13 protein-coding genes are annotated in these 21,533 nt (G+C 39.3%); 5 read left to right on the top strand and 8 right to left on the bottom strand.

The genetic code is table 11. The features are described 5' to 3' along the window. Positions 1–106: 106 nt before the first annotated feature. Positions 107–904 (bottom strand): DUF7003 family protein, encoded by a 798-nt coding sequence (locus tag E4T88_RS08595; RefSeq protein WP_135105046.1) that lies wholly within the window; start codon positions 902–904, stop codon positions 107–109. A gap of 216 nt (positions 905–1,120) precedes the next feature. On the opposite strand from E4T88_RS08595, the gene E4T88_RS08590 reads away from it, so the two are divergent. Continuing rightward, positions 1,121–2,080 (top strand): alpha/beta hydrolase family protein, encoded by a 960-nt coding sequence (locus E4T88_RS08590; RefSeq protein ID WP_135105045.1) that lies wholly within the window; start codon positions 1,121–1,123, stop codon positions 2,078–2,080. Positions 2,081–2,154: 74 nt separating this feature from the next. Here the strand turns inward: E4T88_RS08590 and E4T88_RS08585 are convergent, their stop codons facing one another. The 3 genes from E4T88_RS08585 to alaS all read right to left on the bottom strand — a co-directional run bounded on the left by E4T88_RS08585 (position 2,155) and on the right by alaS (position 10,765). Then, entirely contained in the window at positions 2,155–4,002 is a 1,848-nt protein-coding gene (locus E4T88_RS08585) for a DUF349 domain-containing protein (RefSeq protein WP_228093837.1), read from the bottom strand. Between the two features lie 125 nt (positions 4,003–4,127). Then, positions 4,128–7,730 (bottom strand): type IX secretion system periplasmic lipoprotein PorW/SprE, encoded by a 3,603-nt coding sequence (gene porW / locus E4T88_RS08580; RefSeq protein WP_135105043.1) that lies wholly within the window; start codon positions 7,728–7,730, stop codon positions 4,128–4,130. 416 nt (positions 7,731–8,146) lie between these two features. After that, positions 8,147–10,765, bottom strand: coding sequence for an alanine--tRNA ligase (gene alaS / locus E4T88_RS08575; protein WP_135105042.1), 2,619 nt, complete (start codon positions 10,763–10,765; stop codon positions 8,147–8,149). Positions 10,766–10,949: 184 nt separating this feature from the next. Here alaS and E4T88_RS08570 point away from each other — a divergent pair, with 184 nt between their 5' ends. Further along, the gene (locus E4T88_RS08570) at positions 10,950–11,921 is read left to right on the top strand and encodes a M23 family metallopeptidase (RefSeq protein ID WP_135105041.1); all 972 of its coding nucleotides are present in this window, start codon (positions 10,950–10,952) and stop codon (positions 11,919–11,921) included. A 7-nt stretch (positions 11,922–11,928) separates the two neighbouring features. Next, a complete protein-coding gene (locus E4T88_RS08565) occupies positions 11,929–12,279 on the top strand; it encodes a MerR family transcriptional regulator (RefSeq protein ID WP_135105040.1) in 351 nt (116 codons plus the stop codon). A 92-nt stretch (positions 12,280–12,371) separates the two neighbouring features. On the opposite strand, the gene E4T88_RS08560 is transcribed toward E4T88_RS08565, so the two are convergent. Then, positions 12,372–13,046 (bottom strand): bacteriophage terminase small subunit, encoded by a 675-nt coding sequence (locus E4T88_RS08560; RefSeq protein ID WP_135105039.1) that lies wholly within the window; start codon positions 13,044–13,046, stop codon positions 12,372–12,374. A 403-nt stretch (positions 13,047–13,449) separates the two neighbouring features. Further along, positions 13,450–15,198, bottom strand: a complete 1,749-nt coding sequence (locus E4T88_RS08555) for a phospho-sugar mutase (protein WP_135105038.1) — start codon at positions 15,196–15,198, stop codon at positions 13,450–13,452. A 440-nt stretch (positions 15,199–15,638) separates the two neighbouring features. Here E4T88_RS08555 and mgtE point away from each other — a divergent pair, with 440 nt between their 5' ends. Beyond that, a complete protein-coding gene (gene mgtE, locus E4T88_RS08550; protein WP_135105037.1) occupies positions 15,639–17,021 on the top strand; it encodes a magnesium transporter in 1,383 nt (460 codons plus the stop codon). On the opposite strand, the gene E4T88_RS08545 is transcribed toward mgtE, so the two are convergent. Continuing rightward, complete coding sequence (locus E4T88_RS08545; RefSeq protein ID WP_135105036.1) at positions 17,013–17,825, bottom strand: helix-turn-helix domain-containing protein; 813 nt, start codon at positions 17,823–17,825, stop codon at positions 17,013–17,015. The two genes, mgtE and E4T88_RS08545, sit on opposite strands and share 9 nt — an antisense overlap. Before the next feature lie 78 nt (positions 17,826–17,903). On the opposite strand from E4T88_RS08545, the gene E4T88_RS08540 reads away from it, so the two are divergent. Then, positions 17,904–19,238 carry a nucleoside hydrolase-like domain-containing protein gene (locus E4T88_RS08540; protein ID WP_135105035.1) on the top strand — a complete coding sequence of 445 codons (1,335 nt, stop codon included), beginning with the start codon at positions 17,904–17,906 and terminating at the stop codon, positions 19,236–19,238. A 60-nt stretch (positions 19,239–19,298) separates the two neighbouring features. On the opposite strand, the gene E4T88_RS08535 is transcribed toward E4T88_RS08540, so the two are convergent. Further along, complete coding sequence (locus E4T88_RS08535; RefSeq protein WP_135105034.1) at positions 19,299–21,515, bottom strand: tetratricopeptide repeat protein; 2,217 nt, start codon at positions 21,513–21,515, stop codon at positions 19,299–19,301. Between the last annotated feature and the right edge of the window lie 18 nt (positions 21,516–21,533).

Raw genomic sequence — 21,533 nt, 5'->3', positions numbered from 1 at the left:
AAATTACTCTTAAAGGTGACAGCTCATATATTAGACAATTTTTATATATATAAATCACAAGGAAAGATTGCTTTATGGATATAAGCGAAATATGTATTGATACACTTTATAAATACCCAGACTCCCAATTACTCCAATGGTTATTTGGTTTTTGTGTAGGCTTCCAAAGTGCAGAATCTCTACTGACCAAAATTTTTGCTATTAATTGATATAGTTCTTGCTTACTTGGAGGAATACTTTTGTTGTAGAAGCTTGAAAAATGGAATTCGTCTATAACCATTATCTTAGGAATATTTTTGGGAATATATCGTCTGATTTCGATTTCTCTTGCCCTTAATAAATCTGGATTTACTTCATTAAGGTATCGAATCAATTGGGGAAAGCCAATCGATTCATCAGAACTGGAAAGTTCGTTAGGTTGTATTCCTAAAGCTTTATACAGGGAAGGATCATGTTCTATTTTTACCATCTCTCCTCTCACCTTTACACTATCAGATTTGAGACTAACAAGTTCAAACAATTCGTTCTTTCCTCCCACTTTACTAATACGTGCAAATTCGTCACTGGGAATAAGAATGACAGACTCCATATTAGATATTCGATTATCCTCATAAGAGGATTCTTTAATGTATTCGATACAGTTGCCCACGTAGTCCAACTCAATATCAGCATATCCGCCTCTATTCTGATAGGCACTCTTTTCAAAAACAACAGCCCATCTATTCGCATCTGCATATAAATGAATGCGACTTCCTACAGTATTAGAATATCCATGCTCTAAGTCAAGAAAAAATATATATGAATAGTCACTCTTATTGGTAATATATCTACCTGTGACTCCATAAAATGTAGAATCAAGTTCTTCTAGTATTTCTTTTTCTGTATACGACTTACTAGTAGTCATACATGCATATAATAGAAATAAGGACAAAGCATAAACTATAAGTAATTTAAAGTACGTCATATACCATTCTTATATTTTATCAACAAATTCACTCTATATTATTGTAACAAATATAATTTAAATTGCATAACTCTAGAAAGACTTGTAACCTTTTTTATATATGCTGTGTCCTATCATTATAAAGAATAAAAAGATAACTAAAAAAATATACAAGATATGATTAGTAAAAATATTATAATAAATTACTTTAAAAACATTGAAGGATTAAGGAATATACTATTTCTTAATCGAAGAGTCTTCATTCTGCTATTACTTTTAACCTCATTAAATCATATAAAAGCTCAATCGCAGGAAGTTACTACTGAGAATATCAGATTTGAGAGCGAGGGAATAACTCTGGCCGGCACGATTTACACACCTCAACATTCGGATGCTGCGGTAGTTTTAGTACATGGTTCGGGGCAGGAGCATAGAATGAATGAATTTGCATCCCTTTTAGCACAAAATGGAATTTCGGTATTAACCTACGATAAGCGAGGAGTAGGAGAATCGGGTGGGACTTATATGGGGCCGGAAGTGGGCACGAATAATGTTGACTCCTGCAATCTTACACTATTAGCTAAAGATGCAAATGCTGCCATAAATACACTTCATGAGCGAAACAAGAACATACCAATTGGGTTAGTTGGCTTTAGTCAGGCAGGATGGATCATTCCTATTGCTGCAAGCAATAATTCATCTGTCAATTTCATGGTGCTGTTTAGTGGTCCTATAATTTCAACACTTGAGCAACTACGATTTCAGTTTTTCACAAATGGTGACCCTGATTTTTGGAATTCCCATACCGAAGCTGAGGCTCGTGAAAGTTTGCATCACAATAGTCGCTTTGATGAGCAGTATAAAATAGAATCTTACAAGTTTATCGACACAGACTCTTACGAAACACTAAACAAACTTTCAACTCCTGGGCTTTGGCTTTTTGGCGAGAAGGATATACAAATCCCGGCAAGATTATCAATAGAACGTCTAAATACGCTTAAGGTTGAAGGCAAACCTTACGAGTACTGCCTATTCTCAACATTGGGACATAATCTTACATTCTCGGACTCCGGCGAGCCTGTTCTCATCGCTATTCATTGGATTAAAAACAGAAAGTATTATATAAAAAATAAATAACAGAAACTGTATCAAAACAAAAAAAGGTTGTCCATATTAGACAACCTTTCTTCTCTATGTATTTTCAATAAATTCTACTTTTCCAATTCATTCAGGTTCTCATCAAGAGCCTCTATTTTCTTAACAAGCAACTCCATTTCTTCTTTCAGCTTTTCAATCTTATTATTTACGTCCTTCAACAGTCCACTAGCCCCTTTAGACGAAATAGACAGGAAGTTCATGTTGTTTTCATAAGTCTGAAGATCTGATTTTACTTTATTGTACTGATGCATCAAATGATCACGCTCTCTGTATAAAGCTCTCTTAGGATTATCCTGTTTTGAGATGTCTTTTATATTCGACTTGAAGGATTCGAAGCGACGTTCTGTCTTATCTACTTTAAGACGATCATAATGAGCATCAACAGCCTGATGGAATTCTTTATAAATTTTATCCTTTTCTTTGAATGGAACAAAACCGATCTTATGCCATTCGTCTGCTAACTCACGCACCTTAGCGATAAGTTCAGATGAATCCAAAGACTGATCAACATTTTTGATCTTCTCTATTATTTCTTTTTTAGCAGCCAGGTTGTCCAATTCTTCGCTCTTCTGAGAAGACTCATTCTTCTTCTTTTGTTCGAAGAAATAATCGCAAGCCGTTACAAATTCTTTCCATATAGCATCCGAATATTTGCGAGGCACAGGCCCTATAGTCTTCCACTCTTTCTGTATAGCAATCAACTTATCTGTTGTAGACTTCCAGTCTGTACTATCTTTTAGGGCTTTTGCTTGTTCTGTCAATGCACGTTTCTTGTCCAGATTTTCGTCCATTTCGCCTCTCACGCCCTTAAAGAATTCACTCTTCTTTTCGAAGAATGCATCGCACAACGAACGGAACTCTTCAAATATCTGATTATTTACTTTTTTAGGAACAAAACCGATTGTCTTCCACTTAGCTTGAAGCTCTATCACTTCCTTGCTCTTTTCATCCCATTCTTTGAAAGAAGTCAAAGTAGAATAATCTATGTTTTTCAAGGCTTCACAAATTGCAGTCTTTTCAACCAGATTTTCTTCTTCCCTACCTTTGAGTGACTCGAAATGAGTCTGATATTTTTTATTTATAGCTGTAGAAGCATTCTTAAATCGAGTCCAAATTTCTTCTCTCAGTTCTCTGGCAACAGGACCTATCTCGCGCCATTGCTGATGGAAATTCTGTAACTGATGAAAAGCTGAAACCGAATCAGTATCATCTATCAGTTTTTCTACCGACTCGCAAATCGCATTTTTGAGTTCAAGATTCTTCTTGAAATCATAATCACGAAATTCATTGTTGATCTTTATCAGATCATAAAACTTCTCTGTATATATTTGATAAGATTTCCACAATTCTTTCTCTTTCGACTGAGGAACCGAGGTTACATCATTCCATCCCTGCTGTAAGTCTTTAAACTCTTTATACAGCTTATTGAAGTCATCAGAACTTTCGGTCAAGTTCTTAATTGACTCTATTATCTGAAGTTTTTTATTATAATTTTCTTCTTTAAGATTTTCTTCGGCTGCTGCCTGGCTTGCACGTTTTTCTTTTAATTCACTCAAGAAAGTTTTCAGCACATCCTCACTCGGATCAGGTGCAGGAACAAATGCTTCGGCATCGTTTCCGGCTTCAATAAATTCGGCCTTTTGCTCTTCTATAGCAGCAGAACGCAACTTATAAAAAGCTTGCTTAAGCGACTCTACTTCAGCTCTCGAAGGAATTTCAGTTTGTGCGGTCAAGTTTTTTAATTTTTCAATTATCTCATCTTTGGTCAAAGATACTTGCTTTGCCACCGAAGTCTCTGTAGATGTTTCCGATTGCTCTTTCGCTTCCTCTTCAACAGATTGGTTTGTAACTTCCTCTGGTAGATTATTTTCTGGCAATTCAGGATTTAGGTTCTCGTTCATATAGTTAGTTTTTAGGATGAAAGGCATAGCCTCTAGTAATTCATAAGGCAAATTAATGATTTTTTTTTGTTATTTCAACTATCAGAGCACACCTTTTTTAGTTTTTGATGCCAAAAGGTCATTTTTCATCTTTTTTCTTTCAAACGCTGCTTTCTTCTTTCTTCCGCTTCGCGCTCTTTTTGTTTGCGTTCCTGTTCTTTAACCTTCTCTTTTTCCTTCCGTTCTTTTTCGCGCTGACGCAAGCGTTCTTTCTGTTCACGTTCCTTTTGCTTACGGTCTGCCTCTTTCTGTTTACGGGCATCTTCACGAGCCTTCACGGCAGCTTTGGCTGCATCTTCTTTTTGCTTCTCTTCCATTCGTTTTTGTTCCTCAGCTTGCTTATTCGCAGACTTAATGGAATCTTCGAGTGCTTTTTCTACACTCGCTATCGAGTCTGTTCGGGCTTTCTCTACTTTGTTGATAGAATCTAAGCGGATTTTTTCTATTGCTTTTTGTTGTTTTTCGTGTTCTTTACGCAACTTATCTTCTTCCTTGAGCGCTTGCTTTTCTTCTTTTGTCAGTTTTTCCCTATTCTTGTATCGGTCAAATAAACTCTTAATACCATCAACAGGATTGCTGACAACATTAGATATATCATCTATAACGTTATTTATTTCTCCGGCTTTTTGTAATTGATCTTTCGACAACAAGTCATCCCCTGTTATCTGTTTACCATTTACTTTCGTTTCAGGTTGTTTTTGTACAGGCTTTTCAGGCACGACAGGTCTTTGTGGTATAATTACAGGTTCTTTTACCAGTTCTTCAAGCTCTTTAACTTTACTCTCCTCTTTAACCTCAACAGCTTCTGCTATTTCTACAGGCTGGGTAGATTCCATATACTTATCACCACTCCATGAAGCTATCAACTGAGGGAATTGTTCTGCATAATGCTCTCTAAAGTATGCCATATATTGCTCTAAGCCAAGACGAGGAAGCACATTGATATAATTATCTGTTGATATCGGCACTACAAGAATTGCCGTGTCGAGATGCTGTATGAGCCCTTCTTTGCTATATGCTTTTGAGAGATATGATTTTATTGCAGCAAAAGAATTAAATCCTTTTATCTGCAATACCTCATACGGCGGATCTGTATCGAAGCTCAGGTCGAATGTCTGAATAACATAATTGGTAAAGTTATAGTCGGCCACCTGATACAGTAATTCGTTTCGGTCTATCGTCTTTGGTTTAAACATCAGCATCAACACATAAGGCACATCCAACGTGTCGGAGTATTGCAATATTTTACCCTTAGAAGCAAGCAAAGAATCAGCACCCTGATACGCCTTACTCCAGTCGAATCCGGTGACGGGAGAACCATCCGAGAGTAATATTTTCCCGCTTTTCAGACGTTCGAGTATTTCGCCTGCCAAAGGAGTAATATCAGACTTCGGATACTTCTTCACTAAATCCGTCAAGTTCGCTTCCAGGTTGCCCGCATCACGTTCTTGAGCATAAGTCAATGCATTCAGTAAAGTAAAATTAGGCATCAGGTCAGTAAACGGATACTTGCTATTCATTGCTGTATAATTGCGTCTTACAGTTTCCACATCTGCGTGTTGATATGCTTTATAAGCTTCGTTGTAGAGAGAATCCTGCAAGCTAGCCATGTTTCGGAAATTCCATTCATAGTCGGGTTGAGAAACAGGCCCGGCGTACTTACCCGATACAAACTCATTCATCAGTTTAGATCGGTATATAGCCATCATATTATTATCTCCTAAACGCATATAAATAAGGAACAGTTGATAGTAAATTTCTTCCAGGTTAGGCGTATTAGGGAAACGGTGTATATTTGTATTAAAGGCATCGATAGCCAAATCCATATCTTGCAACTTATCTTTATATATCAGCCCCATCTTATACAAGGCATCCTCGATAAGGACATTCGATTCTTTAATAGCTTCGGGAGTCAGAGGTAATTGTTGCAAATAATAATCAACGGAATATTCATCATCAACGGCATTCTTTGGTTTGTTGAGTTCTTCATTCTGAGCTTGAAGCTCCTTTATCCGATGCGCTTCTGTATTCAGAGAATCGGGTTCTTGCGCGGCATCTACCTCATCAAAGATTCCTGTAGATCGCTTATTACGTCTGCGCCAATCATCTTCCAGCTTACGATTTCCCCATTGTTGTTGAAATGCTATCTTACCCTGATTTACTGCTTGTTCGTTATAGAAATAGAATGTAGCTGCACCTTGCTGTGTAATAACAGGAGGGGCTACCGGAGTCTTGTTAGATTGGTCAAACAGTTGTTCATTTATATCATCCCAAGACGATATGCGCTCCTGCCGTTCTTCGATCCGCCTTTGGGTATCCTCTTCTTTTTGTCTCTTTGCTTCTTCTTTTTTCAGCTGCTCTATCTTATCTTTAATAATGTGAAGACGTTCCTCTTCAGGAAGTTGAGCTATATATTGCAAACTATCTTGTTCTTCTACTACTTTAACATGTACAACCAGTTCATCTAGTACACTCGACCTTAAAGCTACTTTTGGATAATCGTGATGAGATTTATTCAATTGAGGCAAAGCTTCTGAGTAACAAGGTTGAGCCAAGACAAATTTGCGCTTAAGAAAATATAGGTCTCCGAGTTTTATCTGAGCCATTGCTTTGTCGTATCCATTACGGGTACTCTCTTTCGCTCCTTTTTTATAGCTTTCAACAGCCTTCAAGGTATCTGTTTTCTGAAGATATATGTCTCCCAAAGTAGTATATATCTGATCGAGATATTCTTTGTTACGTGATTTCTTAGACATGCCCGACAGTATGGATAATGCCTTTGTCTTTGCCGGAGAGTCGTCCAGCTCTATTTGTCTGAGTTGTGCATTGAATGTATACTTATAAGGTGTACTCATACCCTTAACAGACGCAAAAGCCTTATCTGCTTTGGCTTTGTCTCCCAGCTGAGCATAAAGCTGCCCCAAAAGATATTTCATGCGGGTCTTTTGATGCTTATTCTTTTCGCTCTTTATGGCTATCTCCAATTGAGGTATGGCAGCATCATACTCATTATTATAAACCAGATAGTTGGCTTTCACCAATGCATAAAAACCTTTATGTTTTTCGGAAACTCCTCCTGCTATCTCTATCTTATGTAAGATATCTCCGGCTTCATACATCCATCCCATTTCGATATATGCACGGGCTATCCACAACTGACACTCAGCAACAATCTCGGGATTGGTACTGTATATCTTTGTTATATACAGAAACGTACTGACAGCTTGTAAATAGTTTCCATCCTGAAATTCAGCTTTCGCCAGCAACAACCATACCTGATCCATAAACGGAGTATATTCTTTTTGACGAATCCACGCCTGATATTCGGCATCGTTTCGCCTATCGGGATCACGTTTGGGTTTTGCAGTTATCGAATGCAGCTTGATCGCTTTGGTTGTTTTGTCTATAGTGGTTGTAAAATTCCCCGATGATGCACCAAGCGAGTCCGTACTTTTCGGGAAAATATAGACCAATTGCGAAAGATTGTCTTCCCTCCCCCTCTCTTTTGCTTCGAGCGCTTCTTTGTAAGCTATATCAGCATTGTAATGTATATTATAGCGTGTATTCACCGAATGGTAAAAACGTGTCAAGGCGGTGTTCTTCTTATTAGAACATGACGATGTGATAAGGAGGATAAACAATACACCAAATCCTATGTATAGTGTACGTACTAGATTATTTTGTGACACGTATAAACCAACAGCTGATTAATCATATATAAAACACAAAAATAAGCATTTTATTGTTTTATATCCTATCATCGCTTTTGTGCAAGTCTTCAATTATCAATATCCGGATTTAATCTTTTTCATTATACCCAAAAGTATATATACTATCTATATATGAATACAGATATAGTCAAGCCGCAAAAGAATGGGTACCAAGAGCTAAAAAATAAGCTTTCAGCTACACAAACTTAACGTGTACATATATAAACCAGTACCAGCACAAGAAAAAGTGCAGCAGATACAATTAACATTGCTTTTCTCATATTCATTTATGGTATTAGGATTTCCACGAAGATATAAGATTTTGGATAAATAGAAACAAAAAGAGCCAAAATTTAACTTTCGGCTCTTTCTATATTAGAATAAAGGATATTTCCTTATTTTATCTTTTCCATTATATCGTTCAAAGCCTTTGTCAAACCTTCGGTATTTTTACCACCGGCTGTAGCAAAGTGAGGTTGACCTCCACCTCCACCTTGAATATGCTTAGCGGCATCACGCACCAGTTGGGATGCATTCAATCCGTGATCCTTTACTAGGTCGTCGCTTAGCATCACAGTAAGTAATGGTTTTCCTTCGTATTCGGTAGCTCCTACAAAAGCTGTATTTTCTGCGAATTGACCTTTTATCTGGAAAGCGATATCCTTTACAACTTCACCCGGAAATGGGCCATTCAATACATAGAAATCAATACCATTTATAACCTGCTTTTTCTTTATCAGAGCATCTTTAATCTGAACTGTCTTTTCCTTTACATACTCTTCAACGGTCTTCTTCATTTCGGCATTTTCCTCAAAGAATTTACGAAGAGCCTGAGTCAGATTTGGAGTATTGTTAAACAGGGATTTCACCTCTGTCAATATATCTTGTTGAGCATAAAAGTAGTCTTCGCAAGCCTCAGCCGTAATTGCTTCTATACGGCGGATACCGGCAGCAATCGAACTCTCGTTGATAATACGGAACGAACCGATACGTCCTGTAGAAGATATATGAGTACCTCCACAAAGTTCTACTGAATCGCCAAAGCGTATTACACGTACATCTTCACCATACTTTTCGCCAAATAGAGCCATCGCACCCATTTCTTTCGCTTCGGCAATAGGTACATGACGCATTTCCTCACGAATGATGTTCTCTCTGATCTTACCTGTCACATAACGTTCTACTTCACGAATCTCCTTGTCTGTCAACTTTTGGAAATGAGAGAAGTCGAAGCGAAGAACAGATGGAGATACATACGACCCCTTTTGTTCTACGTGACTACCCAGTATTTCACGCAGTCCTTCGTGCAACAAGTGCGTTGCAGTATGGTTGCACTCTGTTGCTGTACGGTTCTTCAGATTGATACGGGCTATAAATGTAGCTGTCAGATCTTGAGGAAGCTTATTAGACAAATGTACTGCCAGATTATTTTCACGCTTAGTATCCGATATTTCGATTGTTTCGTCATCGGTTGCCAACCAACCACTATCACCTACCTGTCCTCCCATTTCAGCATAGAATGGAGTGCGACTCAGTACAATCTGATAAAACTCGCTATTCTTTTGTTTTACCTTACGGTAACGTAATATTTCGGTTTCACATTCAGTGAAGTCATAACCTACAAACTCTGGATCACCGTCTTTCAATGTCACCCAGTCTTCTGTTTCTACTGCTGCGGCATTGCGGGCACGGTCTTTTTGTTTTTGCATCTCTGCCTTAAAGCCGGCTTCATCTACAGACATGTCATTCTCTTTCAGAATCAGCTCTGTAAGGTCGAGAGGAAATCCGTATGTATCATATAAGGTAAAGGCTTCAATACCGCTTAGTACTGTCAATCCTTTTGCTTTTGTATCAGCTATTTGCTTGTCGAGTAGTTTTATACCAGTCTCTAATGTACGCAAGAAAGACTCTTCTTCTTCCTTCATTACTTTTTCAATCAGCGTCTGCTGTTGGATAAGCTCAGGATAAGCATCTCCCATTGTTTCTATCAATGCAGGTAGCAGCTTATACATAAACGACTTGTGCTGATCAAGGAACGTATATCCATAACGAACGGCACGGCGAAGAATACGACGAATCACATATCCCGCTTTGGCATTCGATGGCAACTGCCCGTCTGTTATGGAAAATGCGATAGTACGCACATGATCAGCTATCACACGCATTGCAATGTCTTTCTTCGTATCGTCACCGTATGTAGTGTTAGCCAACGCGCCAAGAGCCTTTATTATAGTCTGGAATACATCTGTATCATAGTTCGATGTCTTACCTTGAACAGCCATACACAAACGTTCGAATCCCATCCCTGTATCAATCACTTTAGCAGGAAGCGGATCAAGCGACTTGTCGGCTTTACGGTTGTATTGCATAAACACGAGGTTCCAGATTTCTACAACCTGAGGATCACTCTGATTCACCAAAGTCAGCCCGTCAACTTTCGCACGTTCTTCATCCGAACGTAAATCTATATGTATTTCGGAGCAGGGACCACAAGGACCGGTATCACCCATTTCCCAAAAGTTATCTTTCTTGTTGCCATTGATAATCCGGTCTACCGGTAAATACTTTTCCCAATAGGCTGCTGCTTCATCGTCACGAGACAAGCCTTCGGAAGGGCTGCCTTCGAAAACAGTAACATAGAGACGGTTTTTATCTAATGCCAAAACTTCTGTCAGATATTCCCACGCCCATTCGATTGCCTCTTTTTTGAAATAGTCTCCAAAAGACCAGTTTCCAAGCATTTCGAACATCGTGTGATGGTAAGTATCGTGCCCTACCTCTTCCAAATCGTTATGCTTCCCACTTACTCGAAGGCATTTTTGAGAATCGGCTACACGTGCATACTTGATTGGCGCATTACCCAGAATAACATCTTTAAACTGGTTCATACCCGCATTAGTAAACATCAGTGTAGGGTCACCCTTGATCACCATCGGTGCCGATGGTACAATTTTGTGCTCTTTAGATGCAAAGAAGGATTTAAACGATTCACGAATTTCTTTAGAAGTCATCATATTTTTAAAATTAGTAAATTAGCAAATTAGCAGACATCGGATACACTCCTAACTGTTTGCTAATTTTCACATTTTCATGTTGCCACATTAATTTCTGTTTCTTTATTATAATCAATTTGCAAAAATAGCGCAAAAACTTTACTTTTGTCGAACTCGCGAAAATAAAAATGACAGGAACCATAAAATGAAGCGAAAAGTATATTATAGATACAATCCGCAAACACTCACATATGACAGAATTTATCCTAGCCGCAAAGATAGGATAATTGTGGTTTTCCGTCACCTGATATCGGGTATTGTAGTTGGTATAGTCGGTCTGATAGTAGTTACCTATTTCTTCGATACGCCTTGGGATAAAGCCCAGAAGAAAGAGGATGAACTGATCCGTGCGCAGTACGAAGTCCTTTCTAAGCGGATGGACGAAGTTATAAACGTGATCGGAGATATACAGCAACGAGACGACAATCTCTACAGGGCAATATTCCATGCAGACCCTATCCCCTCCTCTATCCGAAGTTCGGGAGTCGGAGGTATCGGAAGGTACGATTACCTGATGGAGTTGAAAAGCCCGGATCTGATTATACAAACTACAAAGAAGATGGACTTCATCGAAAAGCAAATCTATATACAGTCTAACTCGTTTGATGAAGTGCTCAGTCTTGCCAAAAGCCAAAAAGATCGTCTGAAACATATACCAAGCATACAACCTGTACCCGACAGATACCTGAAACAAGTAGCCTCGGGATACGGCACACGCATCGACCCTATTTATGGTACAGCTCGCTTTCATGCAGGAATGGACTTTGCCGCAAATATAGGAACACCCGTGTATGCGACCGGCGATGGTACAATAATAGAGGTAGGCTGGAAGCAGGGATATGGTAAATGTATTATGATCAGTCATGGCTATGGCTATGAAACGTTATATGCTCACCTCAACGAATACAAAGTACGCCCGGGACAAAAGGTTACCCGTGGCGAGCTGATCGGAGAAGTGGGTAACACCGGAAAATCGACAGGCCCGCACTTGCACTACGAGGTACACGTAAAAGGTCAGCCCGACAATCCGGCCAAATACTACTTTATGGATCTCTCTCCTGCAGAGTATGATAAGATGTTACAAATTGCCGCTAACCACGGACAGGTAATGGATTGATGCTGCTATGAAAATCGATTTCGAAAATAGTAACCGCCTATACTACTCCCTGCGAGAAGTTGCTTCGCACTTTAAAGTGAACGAATCGCTGCTCCGTTTTTGGGAAGGTGAGTTTGACATCATCAGACCAAGGAAAACGGAAGGTGGTACACGCCAGTACACAAAAGCCGACATCGAAAACATTGCCATCGTTTATCATTTAGTAAGAGAAAAAGGTCTTACTCTCGAAGGTGCACGCCAGGCCCTAAGACAGAAAAAAGACGAAGAAGCCCGCAAAATTCAGGTTATCCAAAAACTGGAACAAATAAAAAGAGAGTTGATGGATATGGAACGGGAGTTCGACGACTCTATCGATTGAGATAATCTATATTTTCACCTCGCTTTGTCTTATTCCTCAAACTATTTCTATAAAAAGTAACAAAAGTAACACATATCCCCCTTTTTCAGTCGTCACCCTCTGTAACGGTATCCGGGAGGCAACGGCCCTGTGTTCAGATTGGGAATGGTAACGTGTTTTGATTTTTTCTTTGGCTGAGTCTCTACCTCCGTATCAGCTTCCTTTATTGATAAGGGTTTATCTGCCTGTTTCATTGGCTGATCGTCTACAACCGCTTCCTCCTTTTTCTTTTGTTCTACCGAATGACTATTTCTAAGATTTTCACGCAAAAGATTTAGACTCTCTGCTGTGGTAGAATCGCGCACCACGATTGTTAAAGCAGGTTCTTGCTTATACTCTGCCGCTTTCTCTTCTTTGGCTTCATTTTGCAACAATACCAGTTTTATGGCATGGGTATCCGGAGCATATTCCTTTTGCCTGACAGTCCGGGATTTTAAGACTAACTTTTCAGGATTGTTCTTATCGGGGACATAAATAGTTCGGGTTTCGGTGAGGGTATAGCCTTCCAGCTTCTTCTTCAGCGAATTGCGTGCCACCATCAAGAGTTTGTCGTCTCGACATTCCATCGCTCTTTCAACTGCCTCGTTAAACTCGGGTTTTGTTCTCCGCCATTCATAGAATGTTTTTCGATTTATATTCAATGCATTACATATTTCCGAAATACTATATGTATCTTCTTCGATAAAAGAAATTATCCTTTCTACCAATTGCTCTGTGTACTTTGCCATATCTATTATAAATTAAGTGCTAGGAATAAATTTATTGTCGCCTTTTTATCATCCCGAGTCTTTAAAGGGTCGGTATACTTCGTTGCCTCAGCATTACAAAAAGAGCATAAGCCAGTAATTATTCTTGATTACTATAATAGATAAAATTGGACAAAAATGATAAAGGGTCATTTTGAAAGGAAAACAGGGGTCTTGCTATTCTATGTTGAAATTTTTCATACGAGATCGTTCGTTTTATCCAGTATAATAAATTGTGTTTTGGAAGTAGGAGCAATGGCTTGTTCCTGCCCATTTATATCCGGGCAACCACAAGCCACTGTCCCTACATACGCATATACGAAAAGCACCTCTAAGTCTGATTTATAGACTTAGAGGTGCTTTATATTCATTCTTCGGGCAATTCTTATATACCCAAATCTTTACATACTTGTTCTATTTTCTTTTCAGTAGCAGCATTCACTGCATCGTATTCTTCACGTGATTTCAACTTATCCTGCACTTCAATGTAGAACTTTATCTTCGGTTCTGTTCCCGAAGGACGGATTGAAACTTTCGTTTTATCCTGAGTAAAGTATTGAAGTACGTTCGAAGTTGTAGGCATCTCGAGAGTATATTCTTCATTGATGCTAAAATCTTGTGCCTTCAATGTCACAAAGTCTTTGATCAATATCACTTTCGAGGCGGCTATTTCTTTGATGGGATTTTCTCTGAAATTCTTCATCATCGCTTCTATTTCTTCAGCACCGCTCCTACCTTCTTTCGTTACCGAAATACCTTTCTCTTTAGAGAAACCATATTCCACATAGATGTCCTGAAGCATTTCGTACAATGTTTTTCCGTTGTCTTTTGCCCATGCGGCGATTTCACCAAACAAGATGGCAGCAGAAACAGAATCCTTATCACGCACAAAGTCTTCGGCTAAGAATCCGTAACTTTCTTCACCCCCACCTATATAATTACGCTTGCCTTCCAGCTCACGCATTACAGCAGCTATCCATTTAAAGCCGGTGTAGCACTCAAACATCTCCACGCCATTCTTCTCAGATACAACCTGAGTCAAAGCACTGGTTACGATTGTACGTACTGTATAGTCTTTCTTTGAGAGCAAACCCAATTCCTTACGGCGTGTGATTATATAGTAGATAAGGATAAGCATCGTTTGGTTACCGTTGAGCAAGATAAATTCTCCTTTATCATTGCGGATACCTGCACCAAAACGGTCAGCATCAGGGTCGGTAGCAAATACCAACTCGGCTTTTGTTTCTTCTGCTTTTTTCACAGCCAATGCCATAGCGGCAGGATCTTCAGGGTTTGGAGATATTACTGTAGGGAAATCGCCACTCAACACATCCTGTTCGGGTACGTTGATAATATTGGTAAACCCACATTCTTTTAGTGCTTTAGGGATAATTGTAAATCCGGTACCATGCAGAGGCGTATAAACAATACCGATATTTGCATGACGCTTGATCGAATCGGGAGAAAGAAGCAATGTTTTCAAGTCCTGTATATAGGCATTGTCCATATCCTTGCCGAGTATTTCGATCAGCTTTTTATCACCGCCTTTAAATTTGATCTGATCCACTTTCACTCTGTTCACCTCAGCGATAATGCTCTTATCATGCGGAGGGATAACCTGCGCACCGTCTTCCCAGTATACCTTATAGCCGTTATATACTTTCGGGTTGTGAGAAGCTGTAATCATTATACCACTCTGACAGCCTAGCTTGCGGATAGCATACGAAATTTCGGGAGTAGGTCGTAAGTCTTCGAACAGATATGCCTTGATTCCGTTTGCAGCAAAAATATCTGCCGAAATTTCAGCATACAAACGGCTATTGTTACGACAATCGTGGCCGATGACTACTTTTATTTCTTTTAATGAAGAAAACTCCTTCAATAGATAATTAGCCAGCCCTTGTGTTGCACCTCCGATTGTATATATATTCACGCGGTTGGTACCCACACCCATAATTCCGCGAAGACCTCCTGTTCCAAATTCAAGGTCTTTGTAAAAAGATTCTATAAGCTCCGTTTTATCTTCTTGATCTAACAATGCCTGAACTTCTTTTCGTGTATCGGCATCGTATTTTTCCGACAACCATGTTTTTGCTTTAGCTGTTACCTGTGCCAGCAATTCACTGTTTTCCATGCTTTCTTCTTTATTTTAGTTTTATATTGATCTAAACAAAAATGCGAATAACAAAAATAACAATTTTTTGCTTTGAGGGGGCAAGAAGATATAAGAAATATAGTCTTTTGCTATACACCCGCTAATCATATTCTTTAACCTATTGATTATTCACACAAAACTAAATAGGTGAATACTAAAAACATAATAAAGTATAATAAAACCTAATCACTCCGTATTGCATCCATTTAAGAAAAGTTCTTTTTGGCGGTTCTCGAAGAAAGTATTACTTTTGCAGCGGTTTTAACGCCCCCTACTCATTTGGGCTAGTATTCACTAAAAATTAAAAATCATGGACGAAGACCCGTATCCGAGTTACAGAAACAAAACTAAAGTATTAACCTCTCTGTAAAGGGTCTTATTGTGATTTCCTTACAGAGATAAAGTAAGGAGATTGCATCATGAGTGAAATAATAATCCGCCTCCAACAGCTTATTGAAGACAAAAGCTGGAAAATCGTAAAACAAGAACTTAACAACCTCGATTCTGTTCAGATAGCAGAAATCATTGCAGACATACCAAAGTCTGATCAGATCATTTTATTCCGCCTCTTGCCACAAGAATTGGCAAAGGAAACTTTCAAACGCCTTTCTCACGACGAAAAAGAAGATATAATCGAAGGACTGGCTGTTAACATCAATGTAGTAACATCTCTTCTTAATGATCTTGATCCGGACGACCGTACAGCCTTCTTTGAAGAACTGCCGGGCGAAGTAAGCCAGCGTCTGATGCAGATATTATCGGACGAAGAAAGAGAAATCACCACCAAACTATTAGGCTTCCCCAAAGATAGTATCGGACGTCTGATGACACCCGAATACGTCGCAGTAAGACCATACTACACAGTAGAACAGGCTATAAACCATATCCGCAAGTTCGGACGAGACTCCGAAACACTGAATGTAATATACATCGTAGATGATAATTGGAAGCTTATCGCCGATATCCGCATCAAGGAAATAATTTTGGCTTCTGCCAACCAGACCATCGGCGAGCTTAGCGACAATCGTTTAATCTCGCTTAACGCATACGACGACCAGGAGGTTGCCGTAAAAATATTCTCCGACCACGACCGTGTAGCCTTACCCGTAACCGACACCAACGGCACACTGCTGGGCATTGTTACCATCGACGACGTAATGGATGTAGCAGAAGAAGAAAGCACAGAAGACTTCCAAAAGTTTGGGGGTACAGAAGGGCTAGACCTCTCATATACCAAAACATCACTGACTGAAATGGTCAGAAAACGTGCCGGATGGCTAGTTGTCCTCTTTTTAGGAGAGATGCTCACAGCATCAGCAATGGGGCACTTCGACGAAGAGATAGAGAAAGCCGTAGTATTGGCCTTGTTTGTTCCACTGATCATTTCAAGCGGGGGTAACTCGGGCTCGCAGGCTGCCAGTCTTATTATCCGCGCATTGGCTCTGGGCGAACTAAAGCTCAAGAACTGGTGGTATGTGATGAGAAAAGAGATTTTATCAGGTCTGCTTTTGGGTTCTATCCTCGGTGTAATAGGTTTTACCCGAATATTTATATGGCAAGAACTGGGCTTATACGACTATGGTGAATATTGGGTATGGGTTGCTTTGAGTGTGTCCGTTTCGCTCATATTCATTGTTTTGTGGGGCACATTCTCCGGTTCGATGATCCCCCTCCTGCTAAAAAAAATAGGATTAGACCCCGCTACTGCATCGGCTCCGTTTGTAGCAACGCTGGTAGATGTTACCGGACTGATTATCTATTTCTCTATTGCAGCGATGTTCTTAAGCGGAAAACTACTCTAACAAACTAATTATATTATAAAGTAAAAAGCGGCTAATCGAATTGAATCCACAATCAAATGCAATTTCGGTGATACTTAGATCTGACAACACAAGTTTCCTTTGAGCATGGGCAATTCGTTCTTGAATCACATATTCATACAACGTACAACCGAATGCCTTCTTAAAGATAGAATTAGCATAATCCGGATGCAGTCCGACAGCCTTTCCTATTTCCGACACATTAAGAGGTTGAGAATAATTCTGAGAAATATAAACAACGATTCGCTCTATTAAACTTAGCCCAGGTATAAAATTTGAAGATTTCTTCTCATGCGAACTAACATTATTTGACATTCTGAGTAAACGCGCATGCATTTCTAAAGAAATAAGTTCAACACCATTGCTTTCCTTTATGTCACTTAACCAGTTCTTTATCATAAACTCATCGTGAATAGAGAAGTGGCTTCTTGTCTCAATAAAGACTTTCCCTTTAAATATCTCATCTATGAAAGACGGCGGAAATTTCCATAATAAAAACTGTGTCAGAGGTATTGTACAAACATAGTAGGGTTTATCTCCTTCGTAACCTATGATTTGATGAGGAATAAGTCCCCAAAACAGCACCAACCTTTTGGAGGGGACAATTACTTTACGGTCTTGAAATAGATATGTTATATTCCCTGAGGGGAAGTAATTTAGTTCTATTTCATTATGCCTGTCTGGTTTTGGCATCAAACTGGGAGTCCATAATTCACACGTTAAACCATAAGGAGTAAAGTTCTCTCTATTTTGATTAAACGTATTTAATTTCTCGGGATATGACATGTTTTAAACAAAAATCAATTTGTGCAACCCAAAGCTAGAAATTAAATTTACAGTTTAAAATTATTTTCTCCAAATACCATGAATAGAATAATCTTTTTCTCTTTAGCATTGTTTCTATTAGGCGAATATTGTTTAGCCCAGATTCATCCTAGCGATAAGCATAGATTAATTGTTACTACAGACCTTGGGGGTACCGATCCGGATGACGTCCAATCCATGATCCATTTGTTGGTATGCTCCAATATGATCAATATAGAAGGACTGATCAGTTCTCAGGTATGGGTAGACGATCCGGATAAAACCGCTTATATAAAGCAGCTTGTCGAATCTTTCGGTGAAGTTTTACCCCGTTTAAAGATACATGCGGAAGGCTATCCGGAGATAGATTACCTTCTATCAATTATAAAAAGAGGACAAGAATATTCCAACATGGCCGGCGTGGGTGATGGGAAAGATTCGCCGGGGTCAGAACTCATTATCAAAGCCGTTGACAAAAGAGATGACAATCGCCCCGTATGGCTTGCCGCCTGGGGTGGAATGAACACGATAGCACAAGCATTATGGAAAGTGGAGCATACACGGAGTAAAAAAGAGTTCAAAGCCTTTGCCGATAAAATACGGATTTACGATATACTGGGGCAAGATGATGCAGGTGCATGGATAGCCAAAAAATTTCCAAATATTATATACATCCGCAATAAGCAAGTATACGGTTGGGGACCTTCTGACAATTGGATCAGGGAAAACATTCAAAGCCGCAAACCGTTAGGAAGTCATTATCCTAATCGTATCTGGGCACCTGAGGGTGATTCTCCTTCTTTCTTTTATGTGTACGCCAATGGATTGAATGTACCCGAAGAAATCGACTATGGCGGTTGGGGAGGACGTTTCTATAAAGAAAAGCAGATGGGGATACGCGGTATGGATTTCATTGAGAAAAGTGGAAAAGACGAAACCCAATACGATCCCTATTATATGTATGGAAGCAGCAAAGAGGGTATCGGAGCTATAAATAAATGGAAAGAACACATCTGGAATAATTTTGCAGCCCGTATGCTGTGGACAACGACAAGCAACTATTCTGAGGTAAATCATCACCCTAAAGCAACGATAGAAGGAGATAACTCACTGAAATGTATCTATAGAAATGCAAAAGCAGGAGATTATCTGATTTTTGATGCCTCGGAATCGACAGATCCCGATGGTGATCGATTAGATTATAAATGGTTCGTATATAGCGAGCCTAGTACATACAAAGGTTCAGTGAATATAGAAAATACTAACGCATACTCCTGCAAAGTAGCCATACCTTCCGATGCGTCGGGCAAGACGATACATGTTATACTCGAGTTAACTGACAATGGAACTCCTACTTTAACCGCTTACAGAAGAATCGTAATTAATGTAAGTTAAGCTATATGGCTTTTATAGATGACGATTAAACAATGTATTTTATTCAAAAACACCTTCTATTTATCCGACTCCGTATTTGATCTGATCGAATAAGAATGGAAATATTTTTGCGTCTACGCCATGATTCATAAGGCTTTCCCTATCTGCTTCGAACAACATTGCAAACAACTCGAAGTCATTCTCTTTGTATACAGCTTGCTTATAATGCTCGATAGCTTCTTTCATATTACCGGCGCAAAGGTCTACATGTCCGGCATTTAAGAAATCATGTATCGTAGGTTTTCTTTCTAAAATTTGATTGTAATATTTCTGAGCTAACTCGTACTTTCTCAACAGGAATGCAGTCCATGCAATAGGACGTTGCGCTTTTGTGCCCTTGGAGTCTAATAGTTCTACCTTAAAATACGTATTCAAGGCCTGCTCATAATCGTTCATCTCCAGATAGCAATGCCCTATATTCAGTTCGGTGTTTACATTATCAGGATTCAGTTTTGCTGCCTTCTGATAGTAGTATAATGACATATCCGGCTTCTTCAATGTTCGGTATATCTGTGCTATACGTCTTATGATCCACGAATTATCGGGTCTCAGCACATCTGCCTGCAAGTATGCAGCCAAAGCACCGTCCTGATTGTTCAGCATTTGCTTGCAATATCCTATCTTTTGCCAGATATCATCATTCTGACTATCAATATCAATCAGGCGATTGAAAACATCCAATGCCTCACTGAAATTATTTTTATCGAAGCAATACTGAGCAATTTTCCTCATACTTTCTTCATCGGATATCAATGGCGCTATGGATTTCTTTTCATAGAAATTCAAACTCAGCTTGAATACATCAAAGAAGTTGTTGCGATATGGATGTAATTTAAAGAAACGGTACAAGTCTTGAATATATTGATTTGAAGTAACCTCATCATCAATAGTAGGATTCATGGCCTGCGCCTCTTTTTGCAGTTGCTTTATCTCTTCCGATTCGGCACCCATCCGCCCCATCATCATATCCCGTTGCGCAGGAGATATCTGTAACAGGCTTAAGCAAAAAGAATACTTGTCGGAGTTGCACATATGCCCCGAATCGAGAACGGCGGTCTTCAACAAATTACTTCCGCTATCTTCGGGAAACAGGCTCATAAGCTCAGAGTATGAAGGATCGAAAGGCATAAACCAATTGCTTATTTCGGAAAAGAAAGAAAAGTGCTTTAATCCAGAAAAAGTGGAATGAAACACATCGGCTCCTTCCATTTGCAAATTAGAATATTCTTGCAGCTTTTTACCAAGTCCCGACTCTTCAAGTTCCTTTTGCCATTCAGGATTTTTTTCGGAAAAGTCTGTGTCCCCACCCATCAGCTCTTCCATATTCAGTTTGCGACCCGCCAGATTATTAAATTTCATCATCTCAGGCAGAATCTCCTCCCGGATCTTCTTACTAATCTGCTCGGTCTCGCGCGAACGAATCAACTGAATCACAACACGGCGAACAGCCCTGCGGAATTCCTGATTTTCGGACATAATATCCAATTGGCTTTGCAACTCAGGATACAAAGACCAACGCACATCGTACATTTGCATGAGAATCACAAGACCTACAATAGCCCTTACCCGCAGTTGCATATTGTCGGAAAAAGATGTGTACATCAACACCTGCACTTTTCTATAGTCGAAACGATGAAACAGGCTTAGAGACAGCGCAGACAACAACAAGCTCTTTTCTCTTACAGGCATCACCTCGTTTTCGAGAAAAGAGATATAATCATTATAGTCGCTTTCTTCGGCTCGGGGAGAGACATATACTTTGGAGAATAAATCGGAAGCTACACGTTCACGCCTTACCGCCAAATCAAGTTTTCGCTGGTTCTTTTCTTCTCCCGCCTCAAGTAAATCGACAATAGACATAGAATCGGAAATATCCTTCAACTCCTTCAAATAATCAGGCAGCGTATTCGTCTTTAATCTGTTTATCCGATACTTTTCATAAAATATATTGGTCGACTCTATATTTAACAGTTCATCGGCAACATCGTCTGTCAGCTCGTATAAAGACCTTAAGAGGTTACGATACACATTATCCCGTTCGGTATCTTCAACACCTTCAAACAGGTAATGAAGCATATATTTGTAGTTTGTCTCCAATTCGCTCAATGTTTCAGACACTTTCCAATCCTGAAGGTTTACGACCAACTTTGTCAGTGACTCAAACACATCTTTCAACTGTCTTTTTGACAGGTTTTGAAGTATTTCTTTTTTAAGAGCTATTATATCGCGACTGTTCATTCTTTAATACTATGTATG

The sequence above is a fragment of the Dysgonomonas mossii genome (assembly GCF_004569505.1).
Classification (GTDB): Bacteria; Bacteroidota; Bacteroidia; order Bacteroidales; family Dysgonomonadaceae; genus Dysgonomonas.
This window is presented reverse-complemented; position numbering and strand designations above follow the sequence as displayed.